We start from the raw sequence: 9,795 nt of genomic DNA, 5'->3' as shown, positions 1-9,795 counted from the left end.
TTTCTGACCCGGGGCCCGCCCTTCTGCCTGATGCCTTCCAGCGGTACGACGACGAGGGCCCGCCTCCCCGGCAGGGGGAGGCGGGCCCTCGTCGTTCTCCTCGCTACTGCTTGCGCAGGCGGAACGTCAGGGACAGGCCCTCGTCCGTGAACGGCGTCCCGTACGTGTCGTCCGCCTCGCCCTGGGCGAAGTCCGTGGCGAGGACCTCGTCGGCGATCAGCCCCGAGTGGCCGGTCAGCGCGGCGATCGTGGCCGGGTCGGTGGCCGTCCAGCGCAGGGCGATCCGGTCGGCGACGTCGAGGCCGCTGTTCTTGCGGGCCTCCTGGATCAGGCGGATGGCGTCCCGGGCGAGGCCCGCGCGGCGCAGCTCCTCCGTGATCTCCAGGTCGAGCGCCACCGTCGCACCCGCGTCGGAGGCGACCGACCAGCCCTCGCGGGGTGTCTCGGTGATGATCACCTCGTCGGGGGCGAGGGCGACGGTCTCGCCGTCGACCTCGACCGAGGCCGTGCCCTCGCGCAGGGCGAGGGAGAGGGCGGCCGCGTCCGCCGCCGAGACGGCCTTCGCCACATCCTGGACCCGCTTGCCGAACCGCTTGCCCAGCGCCCGGAAGTTGGCCTTGGCGGTCGTGTCGACCAGGGAGCCGCCGACCTCGCTCAGCGAGGCGAGCGACTCGACGTTCAGCTCCTCCGTGATCTGGGTGTGCAGCTCGGGGGAGAGGGTGTCGAAGCCCGCGCCCGCGATCAGCGCGCGGCTGAGCGGCTGCCGGGTCTTGACGCCCGACTCCGCGCGCGTGGCGCGGCCCAGCTCGACCAGGCGGCGGACCAGGACCATCTGCCTCGACAGCTCGGGGTCGATCGCCGAGAGGTCGGCCTGAGGCCAGGAGGACAGGTGGACCGACTCCGGGGCGCTCGGGTCGACGGACACGACCAGGTCCTGCCAGACCCGTTCGGTGATGAACGGGGTCAGCGGCGCCATCAGCTTGGTCACCGTCTCGACGACCTCGTGCAGGGTGCGCAGCGCGGCCTTGTCGCCCTGCCAGAAGCGGCGGCGGGAGCGGCGCACGTACCAGTTGGACAGGTCGTCGACGAACGCGGACAGCAGCTTGCCGGCCCGCTGGGTGTCGTACGCGTCGAGTGCCTGGGTGACCTGGTCGGTCAGCGCGTGCAGCTCGGAGAGCAGCCAGCGGTCCAGGACCGGGCGGTCCGCCGGGGCCGGGTCGGCCTCGCTCGGCGCCCAGCCCGAGGTGCGGGCGTACAGCGCCTGGAAGGCGACCGTGTTCCAGTAGGTGAGGAGGGTCTTGCGGACGACCTCCTGGATCGTGCCGTGGCCGACGCGGCGGGCCGCCCAGGGGGAGCCGCCGGCCGCCATGAACCAGCGGACCGCGTCGGCGCCGTGCTGGTCCATCAGCGGGATCGGCTGCAGGATGTTGCCCAGGTGCTTGGACATCTTGCGGCCGTCCTCGGCGAGGATGTGGCCGAGGCAGACGACGTTCTCGTAGGAGGACTTGTCGAAGACCAGGGTGCCGACCGCCATCAGCGTGTAGAACCAGCCGCGGGTCTGGTCGATGGCCTCGCTGATGAACTGCGCCGGGTAGCGGGACTCGAACAGTTCCTTGTTCTTGTACGGGTAGCCCCACTGCGCGAACGGCATGGAACCCGAGTCGTACCAGGCGTCGATCACCTCGGGCACGCGCGTGGCCGTCTTCCCGCACCCGTCCTGCGGGCACGCGAAGGTGACGTCGTCGATGTAGGGGCGGTGCGGATCGAGGCCGGACTGGTCGGTGCCGGTCAGCCCGGTCAGCTCGGCGCGCGAGCCCACGCAGGTGAGGTGGTCGTCCTCGCAGCGCCAGACGGGCAGCGGGGTGCCCCAGTAGCGGTTGCGGGAGAGCGCCCAGTCGATGTTGTTGTTCAGCCAGTCGCCGTACCGGCCGTGCTTGACGGAGTCCGGGAACCAGTTGGTCCGCTCGTTCTCCTCGAGGAGGCGGTCCTTGATCTCCGTGGTGCGGATGTACCAGGACGGCTGCGCGTAGTACAGCAGCGCGGTGTGGCAGCGCCAGCAGTGCGGGTAGCTGTGCTCGTACGGGATGTGCCGGAAGAGCAGGCCCCGGGTGTCCAGGTCCTCGGTCAGCTTCTCGTCGGCCTTCTTGAAGAAGACGCCGCCGACCAGCGGGACGTCCTCCTCGAAGGTGCCGTCGGGGCGGACCGGGTTGACCACCGGCAGGCCGTAGGCGCGGCAGACCTTGAGGTCGTCCTCACCGAAGGCGGGGGACTGGTGGACGAGACCGGTGCCGTCCTCGGTGGTGACGTAGGCGGCGTTGACGACGTAGTGAGCGGGCTCGGGGCTGTGCCCATGGGTTCCCTCGCTGGCGCTCGGGAACTCGACCAGCTCGAAGGGGCGCTGGTACGTCCAGCGCTCCATCTCGGCGCCGGTGAAGGACTGCCCGGTGGTCTCCCAGCCCTCGCCGAGGGCCTTGGCGACCAGGGGCTCGGCGACGACGACCTTCTCGTCGCCGTTGGTGGCGACGACGTAGGTGACCTCCGGGTGCGCGGCCACGGCGGTGTTCGAGACCAGCGTCCACGGCGTGGTCGTCCACACCAGGAGCGCGGCCTCGCCGGCCAGCGGGCCGGAGGTGAGCGGGAAGCGGACGTAGACGGACGGGTCGACGACCGTCTCGTAGCCCTGCGCCAGCTCGTGGTCGGACAGGCCGGTGCCGCAGCGGGGGCACCAGGGGGCGACGCGGTGGTCCTGGACCAGCAGGCCCTTGTTGAAGATCTCCTTCAGCGACCACCAGACGGACTCGATGTACTCGGGGTCCATCGTGCGGTACGGGTCCTGGAGGTCGGCCCAGTAACCCATGCGGGTCGTGAGCTCCTCGAAGGCGTCGGTGTGGCGGGTCACCGACTCGCGGCACTTGGCGTTGAACTCGGCGATGCCGTACGCCTCGATGTCCTGCTTGCCGGAGAAGCCCAGCTCCTTCTCCACCGCCAGCTCCACCGGGAGACCGTGGCAGTCCCAGCCGGCCTTGCGGCCCACGTGGTAGCCGCGCATGGTGCGGAACCGGGGGAAGACGTCCTTGAAGACGCGCGCCTCGATGTGGTGGGCGCCGGGCATGCCGTTGGCGGTGGGCGGGCCCTCGTAGAACACCCACTCGGGGCGGCCCTCGGACTGCTCCAGGCTCTTGGCGAAGATCTTCTGCTCGCGCCAGAAGTCGAGCACCGCGTGTTCGAGCGCGGGCAGGTCGACCTGGGCGGGCACCTGGCGGTACTGCGGCTGCGTATTCAACGAGCTTCCTCCGGCGGACGTGCTGCCTTCCGTCGGAGGGACGAGAGCAGTGCTCCCGCGGTACCACCCTCCTTGGCTCCCCGGTGCGTCGTGTGCGCCGGACAGCCCCCTCATTGGGGTCGCGAACCGGTTCTACTCGCCGCGGCCTGTCGGGCACGGCTTTCTTCCGGCGGCTCCGGGGTGATCTTCACGTCGCGCTTGCCCCCGGGCTCACACCGTCCCCGGGTCGCTCTGGGCTGCTGACGCCGCTACTCGTCCCCATCCACGCTTTTCGCTCCGCCCAGTGTACGGCGCCGCGCGGACAGCGGCCGACCCGTTTTCGCGGGGGCCGGAGCGGTGGGCGCCGCACGGCCCCGGTGAGGCCCGGTGTGACCCGAATGCCGTCGGCGTGCGCAGGGCGTCCGGGCGGCCCGGCCGGACACCGTCCGGGCGGATTACCGGGCGGGGAGCTGGGCACAACGCATGCATGCTCGCCGCGTGGCGCACGGCGGGCCGGCGAATCGGGCGGCGTGCCCCGTTGCCGCGGGACCCGAGTCGATTTATCGTCCCAGCACGATTCGCGCGCAAGATCACAATATGTGAAGGGGCCGCGGCCATGGTGGCGAAGAAGACCGCCGAAGAGCAGTCGGAGGCGGCTGCGGAGAAGACCGCCGCCAAGAAGACGACGGCCAAGAAGACGGCCGCCAAGAAGACAGCAGCCAAGAAGACGGCCGCCAAGAAGACAGCAGCCAAGAAGACGGCCGCGAAGAAGACGGCCGCGAAGAAGACCACGGCGGGCGGGACGACGAGCGCCGCGAAGAAGGCCGCGGCCAAGAAGAGCACGGCGAAGAAGAGCACGGCGAAGAAGAGCACGGCCAAGAAGGTGGGCGCGGCGCGGGCCGCGGAGCAGACGGGAGCCACGACGGTGGTTGCGAAGAAGACTCCTGGCACGGCCACGGCGGCCAAGACCGCCGTTCCCAAGGCCCGCGGCGCCGCCGCGGACCCCGGTGACCTCGCGGTACGCCCCGGTGAAGAGCCCTGGACCCCGGAAGAGGTCGAGGAGGCGCGCGGCGGACTCCAGTCGGAGGCCGACCGGCTGCGCACCGAGATCGACTCCGCGGAGCGGTCGCTCCAGGGCATGATGCGGGACTCCGGCGACGGCGCGGGCGACGACGAGGCCGACACCGGCAGCAAGAACATCACGCGCGAGCACGAGCTGGCGCTGGCCGCCACCGCGCGGGAGGTGCTCACTCAGACCGAGCACGCCCTGGAACGCCTGGACGCGGGCACCTACGGCCTGTGCGAGAACTGCGGCAACCCCATCGGCAAGGCGCGCATGCAGGCCTTCCCGAGGGCGACCCTCTGCGTCGAGTGCAAGCAGAAGCAGGAGCGCCGGTACTGATCCGCCGCCATCGCGCGCGGGTATGGGTGCGGGTATGGGTCCTGAGCACGTACGGGACGGAAAGTGTGCCGTACCCTCGTCCTCAGTCAGGTACCTAGGCTGAGGGACTCACGTGGCAGAGGCGGAGCGCATCATCGGTACTCCGGACACCCCGGACGCGGCGGGGGACGGGCGGGAACGGCCCGACGCCGACCAGGGGGGCGCTCCGGAGCGCCCTCGGGGCAGGCGGCGGATCGCCGTGCTGTTCGCGGTCGCCGCGTTCGCGTACCTGCTCGACCTGGTCAGCAAGATGATCGTGGTCGCCAAGCTGGAGCACAACGAACCGATCGAGATCATCGGGGACTGGCTGAGGTTCGCGGCGATCCGCAACGCGGGCGCGGCCTTCGGCTTCGGTGAGGCCTTCACGGTGATCTTCACGGTCATCGCGGCCGCCGTGATCGTCGTGATCGCCCGCCTCGCGCGCAAGCTCTACAGCGCGCCGTGGGCGGTCGCGCTCGGTCTGCTGCTCGGCGGTGCCCTGGGCAACCTCACCGACCGGATCTTCCGCTCGCCCGGCGTCTTCAAGGGCGCGGTCGTGGACTTCATCGCGCCCAAGCACTTCGCCGTCTTCAACCTCGCCGACTCGGCGATCGTCTGCGGCGGCATCCTGATCGTGATCCTCTCCTTCCGGGGGCTGGACCCGGACGGGACCGTCCACAAGGACTGAGCGTCCGCAGCCGGTGACCGTCCACAGGCGCTGATCGTCCACAGGTAGTGAGCGCGCGTTCGGGAGTGTCCGACCCGTCCGGCATACTCGACGGGTGAGCACGATTCCCGAGATCCGCACCCTGCCCGTGCCCGACGGCCTGGAGGGCGAGCGCGTCGACGCCGCCATCTCCCGCATGTTCGGCTTCTCCCGTACCAAGGCCGCGGAACTCGCCGCGGCGGGCAAGGTGCAGGTCGACGGATCGGTGGTCGGCAAGTCCGAGCGGGTGCACGGCGGCGCCTGGCTGGAGGTCGAGATGCCGCAGGCGCCCGCGCCCGTGCAGATCGTCGCCGAGCCCGTCGAGGGCATGGAGATCGTGCACGACGACGAGGACGTGGTCGTGATCGTCAAGCCCGTCGGCGTCGCGGCCCATCCGTCCCCGGGCTGGAGCGGGCCGACCGTCATCGGCGGACTGGCCGCCGCCGGGTACCGCATCTCCACCTCCGGTGCCGCCGAGCGCCAGGGCATCGTGCACCGCCTCGACGTCGGCACCTCCGGCCTGATGGCGGTGGCCAAGTCGGAGCGCGCGTACACCTCGCTCAAGCGCCAGTTCAAGGAGCGCACGGTCGACAAGCGCTACCACACGCTCGTGCAGGGCCACCCCGACCCGACCAGCGGCACCATCGACGCCCCCATCGGCCGCCACCCGCAGCACGACTACAAGTGGGCCGTCACCGCCGAGGGCAAGCCCTCCGTCACGCACTACGACCTCATCGAGGCCTTCCGCGCCGCCTCCCTGCTCGACGTGAAGCTGGAGACCGGCCGCACCCACCAGATCCGCGTCCACATGGCCGCCCACCGCCACCCCTGCGTCGGCGACCTGACGTACGGCGCCGACCCCACGCTCGGCAAGCGGCTGCGCCTGACCCGCCAGTGGCTGCACGCGGTCCGGCTCGGCTTCGAGCACCCCGGCACCGGCGACTGGGTGGAGTACGCCAGCGACTACCCCGAGGACCTCCAGCTCGCCCTCGACCTGGTCCGCGAGGAGACCTACGGATGAGCGCCCCGGACCCGGCCCCGGCCTACGTGGTGCGCGTCGCCGAGGACGCGGCCGACCGGGAGGCCTGCTTCGCGGTGCGCAAGGACGTCTTCGTCGCCGAGCAGAAGGTCCCCGAGGACATCGAGTACGACGCCTACGATGCGGACGCCGTGCACGTCCTCGCGGTCCGGGCGGACGGCGAGGCCCTGGGCACCGGCCGGCTTCTGCACGGTGCGGCGGCGGCCGCGAAGAACGGCGACGGCGACCCGGCCGTCGGCTCGCTCGGCCGGCTCGCGGTGACCGCGGCGGCCCGCGGTCTCGGCGTCGGCGCGGCCCTGGTGCGGGCCGTGGAGGACGCGGCACGCGCGCGTGGGCTCAGCGCGGTGGACCTGCACGCGCAGACCCACGCCCTGGGTTTCTACGAGCGGCTGGGTTACGTGGCGTACGGACCCGAGTTCCCCGACGCCGGGATCCCCCACCGCGCGATGCGGCGCGCCCTGTAACCAGAGGCGCCAAACGGGCTGGTGGGGCGGGTGGCGTGGCAGGCTTGAGGTCCGCCGTGCGCATACCGAGACCCCACCGGAGCGGTGACCGTGGATCAGTTGGCCCTGTTGTTCATGCTGTTGCTCGGGGCCCTGCTGAGCGTCCCCCTCGGTGCCCGGCTCGGGCTGCCGGCACCGGTCCTGATGACGGTCCTCGGGATCGTCCTCGCCCTGCTCGACTTCGTGCCCAACGTCGACATCCCGCCCGAGATCATCCTCCCCGCACTCCTGCCTCCGCTGCTGTACGCGGCCGTGCGGCGCACCTCCTGGCGGCAGTTCGCGGCCAACAAGCGCCCGATCTTCCTGCTGGCGGTCGCGCTGGTCTTCGTCACCATGGCGTGCGTGGCCACCGTCGCCCACGCGATCGTCCCGGGCCTGCCGATCGCCGCCGCCTTCGCGCTGGGCGCCCTGGTGGCACCGCCCGACCCGGTCGCGGCGACGGCCGTCGCCGGCCAGCTGGGGCTGCCGCGCCGCCTGGTGTCCATCCTGGAGGGCGAGGGGCTGTTCAACGACGTCACGGCCATCGTCCTCTACCACGTGGCCATCGCCGCGGCCGTCAGCGGTACCTTCTCGGCCTGGGAGGCGGGACTCGACCTGGTGCTGTCCGCCGTCGTCGCCGTCGCCGTGGGACTCGCGCTGGGCTGGGGCTCCAACAGGCTGATGAGCCTCCTGGAAGATCCGACGCTGCAGATCGGCCTGACCCTGCTGGTGCCGTTCGTGAGTTACGTGGCCGCCGACGAACTGCACGGCTCGGGGGTGCTCGCCGTGCTCACCACCGCGATGTTCCTCGCCGAGTACGCCTCGGACGCGGACGACGTGATGACCAGGCTCGCCGGGCACACGGTGTGGGACGTCGTCGACACCCTGGTCACCGGCGTGGCCTTCGGGCTGATCGGCCTCGAACTGCACAACGCGATCCGCACGGCCTCCGGCCGGTGGACGGAGCTGCTCGGCTGGGCGGCGGCGGTCAGCGCCGTCGTCATCCTGGTCCGGCTGCTGTGGCTGCTGCCCGCCACCTGGCTGACCCAGCGGCTGCACGCCAGACGCGACCAGGACGAGGACATCCCGACGAGCTGGCGGGAGACCGTCGTCATGTGGTGGGCCGGGATGCGCGGCGTGGCCTCGGTCGCGCTGGCCCTCGCGATCCCGCTGGAGACGGAGGACGGAGCGGCCTTCCCCAACCGCGAGGAGATCATCTTCATCGCCTTCGGGGTGATCATGGTCACCCTGCTGCTCCAGGGGCTGACGCTGCCCTGGCTGGTGGGCCGGCTCGGCGTACGGGCGGACACCGAGCGGGAGCAGGCCTACGAGAAGGAGCTGGGCCTGCGGGCGGCCAGGGCGGCCAAGCAGCGGCTCAAGGAGATCGAGGCGGTGGAGGAGCTGCCGGACGAGCTGGCCGAGCAGATGCTGCGCCGCGCCTACGACATCGGGGTGCGGATCAGCCCGGACCTCGGGGACGAGGAGCGCCGGGAGGCGCAGGAGCAGCGGGCGCGGCGGATCAAGCGGGTCCGGCGCATCCAGGGCGAGATGCTCAGCGCCGCCCGGCACGAGATCCTCGCGGCGCGCAGCGAACCCGGCTCCGACCCGGAGATCGTGGACCGGGTCCTGCGCCACCTGGACGTGCGCAGCCTGCGCTGAGCCCCGCCCGGCCGCTCGGCGGTCACAGACTCTTCGTGGGGTGCTCCGGGAAGCGGCGCATGCCCCCGTCGGAGGAGCGGCGGGGGCGGTGGACGCCGTCGCGGGACGGCCGCAGGACCGCGTCCGCCGTGTTGACCCGCGGCAGGGCGTAGGGGTGCTCCTCGGCCAGCCAGCGGATCATCCCCTCACGGACGGTGACCCGCACCGTCCAGATGTCGTCCGCGTCCTTCGCCGTCACCAGGGCCCGCACCTGCATGGTGTTCTGGGTCGTCTCCGTGACCGTCAGGTTGTAGTCCCGTCCGTCCCAGGCCGGGCACTCGCGCAGCAGGTCGCGCAGCCGCTCGCGCATCCGGTCCAGGGGCGCCGTGTGATCGAGGTGCCAGAAGACGGTCCCGGTCATCTGCGGGGTGCCGCGCGACCAGTTCTCGAACGGCTTGGAGGTGAAGTACGACACCGGCATGGTGATCCGGCGCTCGTCCCAGGTGCGCACCGTCAGGTACGTCAGCGTGATCTCCTCGACGGTGCCCCACTCGCCGTCCACCACGACGGTGTCGCCCATGCGCACCATGTCGCCGAAGGCGATCTGGAACCCGGCGAACATGTTGCTGAGCGTGGACTGCGCGGCGACACCGGCGACGATGCCGAGGATGCCGGCCGAGGCCAGCAGCGAGGCGCCCGCCGCGCGCATCGCCGGGAAGGTCAGGAGCATCGAGGCCACGGCGACCACGCCGACGACGGCCGTCACCACCCGCATGATCAGCGACACCTGGGTGCGGACCCGGCGGACCCGGGCGGGGTTCCGCTGGGCGTGGGCGTGCGCGTAGCGGGAGTACGACGTCTCGACGATCGCGGCGGCTATCCGGATCACCATCCAGGCCGCCGAGCCGATCAGCAGCAGCGTCAGCAGCCGGCCGACCGCCGACCGGTGGTCGGGGAACACCTGGGCCTCGACGTACGACCCTCTCAGCAGGGCGGCGCACAGCATCACCTGGTACGGGATGCGGGCACGGCGCAGCAGCCCCCACAGCGGTGTCTCGGGGTGCCGTCCGTCGGCCTTGCGCAGCAACAGGTCGGTGGCCCAGCCGACGACCAGCGTCAGCAGGACGGAACCGCCGACCACGATCAGCGGGCGGAGTATCGTCTCCATGCCCTCGAACGTAACCGTTCACGGTGTGCCGTGAACCTGTGACTTACGTCCCGCCCGGGGTATCTCCGCGCATCGCGCTG

Annotated in this window: 7 protein-coding genes; 5 read left to right on the top strand and 2 right to left on the bottom strand. The window is 71.5% G+C overall.

Going from position 1 to position 9,795, the window contains the following annotated elements:
* Window positions 1-103 precede the first annotated feature (103 nt).
* The gene (gene ileS, locus ACFW01_RS18500; RefSeq protein ID WP_384504607.1) at window positions 104-3,283 is read right to left on the bottom strand and encodes an isoleucine--tRNA ligase; all 3,180 of its coding nucleotides are present in this window, start codon (window positions 3,281-3,283) and stop codon (window positions 104-106) included.
* A gap of 595 nt (window positions 3,284-3,878) precedes the next feature.
* On the opposite strand from ileS, the gene ACFW01_RS18495 reads away from it, so the two are divergent.
* The 5 genes from ACFW01_RS18495 to ACFW01_RS18475 all read left to right on the top strand — a co-directional run bounded on the left by ACFW01_RS18495 (window position 3,879) and on the right by ACFW01_RS18475 (window position 8,568).
* Window positions 3,879-4,664, top strand: a complete 786-nt coding sequence (locus ACFW01_RS18495) for a TraR/DksA family transcriptional regulator (protein ID WP_234953724.1) — start codon at window positions 3,879-3,881, stop codon at window positions 4,662-4,664.
* Window positions 4,665-4,776: 112 nt separating this feature from the next.
* Window positions 4,777-5,370, top strand: coding sequence for a signal peptidase II (gene lspA / locus ACFW01_RS18490; RefSeq protein WP_234953721.1), 594 nt, complete (start codon window positions 4,777-4,779; stop codon window positions 5,368-5,370).
* Window positions 5,371-5,464: 94 nt separating this feature from the next.
* The gene (locus ACFW01_RS18485) at window positions 5,465-6,409 is read left to right on the top strand and encodes an RluA family pseudouridine synthase (protein ID WP_161327802.1); all 945 of its coding nucleotides are present in this window, start codon (window positions 5,465-5,467) and stop codon (window positions 6,407-6,409) included.
* Window positions 6,406-6,891, top strand: a complete 486-nt coding sequence (locus ACFW01_RS18480) for a GNAT family N-acetyltransferase (RefSeq protein WP_234953718.1) — start codon at window positions 6,406-6,408, stop codon at window positions 6,889-6,891. Before ACFW01_RS18485 ends, ACFW01_RS18480 begins: the two co-directional genes overlap by 4 nt.
* A gap of 90 nt (window positions 6,892-6,981) precedes the next feature.
* Window positions 6,982-8,568: a Na+/H+ antiporter gene (locus ACFW01_RS18475; protein ID WP_234953715.1), complete on the top strand. Its 1,587-nt coding sequence runs from the start codon at window positions 6,982-6,984 to the stop codon at window positions 8,566-8,568.
* A gap of 22 nt (window positions 8,569-8,590) precedes the next feature.
* Here ACFW01_RS18475 and ACFW01_RS18470 read toward each other — a convergent pair whose 3' ends face one another.
* Entirely contained in the window at window positions 8,591-9,715 is a 1,125-nt protein-coding gene (locus ACFW01_RS18470) for a mechanosensitive ion channel domain-containing protein (protein ID WP_234953712.1), read from the bottom strand.
* Between the last annotated feature and the right edge of the window lie 80 nt (window positions 9,716-9,795).

This window comes from Streptomyces sp. NPDC058985, from assembly GCF_042740985.1.
Taxonomy (GTDB): Bacteria; Actinomycetota; Actinomycetes; order Streptomycetales; family Streptomycetaceae; genus Streptomyces.
Note: the sequence above shows the minus strand (reverse complement) of the source record. Positions and strands in the feature narration are given on the sequence as shown.